The following is a 255-nucleotide window of genomic DNA, read 5'->3' as shown; positions in this document are numbered from 1 at the left end:
GAAGAGCCGCAGTGAATAGGCCCAGGCGACTGTTTAGCAAAAACACAGGTCTCTGCGAAGCCGCAAGGCGAAGTATAGGGGCTGACGCCTGCCCGGTGCTGGAAGGTTAAGAGGAGGGGTTAGCTGCGAAGCGAAGCTCTGAATCGAAGCCCCAGTAAACGGCGGCCGTAACTATAACGGTCCTAAGGTAGCGAAATTCCTTGTCGGGTAAGTTCCGACCCGCACGAAAGGCGTAACGATCTGGGCACTGTCTCA

General features: G+C 56.1%; 1 rRNA gene. It reads left to right on the top strand.

What is annotated here, in order from left to right:
* A 23S ribosomal RNA gene (locus tag M3175_RS26245) occupies positions 1 to 255 on the top strand; the annotation flags it as partial.

The sequence above is a fragment of the Robertmurraya korlensis genome (assembly GCF_023715225.1).
Lineage (GTDB): Bacteria > Bacillota > Bacilli > Bacillales > Cytobacillaceae > Robertmurraya_A.
Note: the sequence above shows the minus strand (reverse complement) of the source record. Positions and strands in the feature narration are given on the sequence as shown.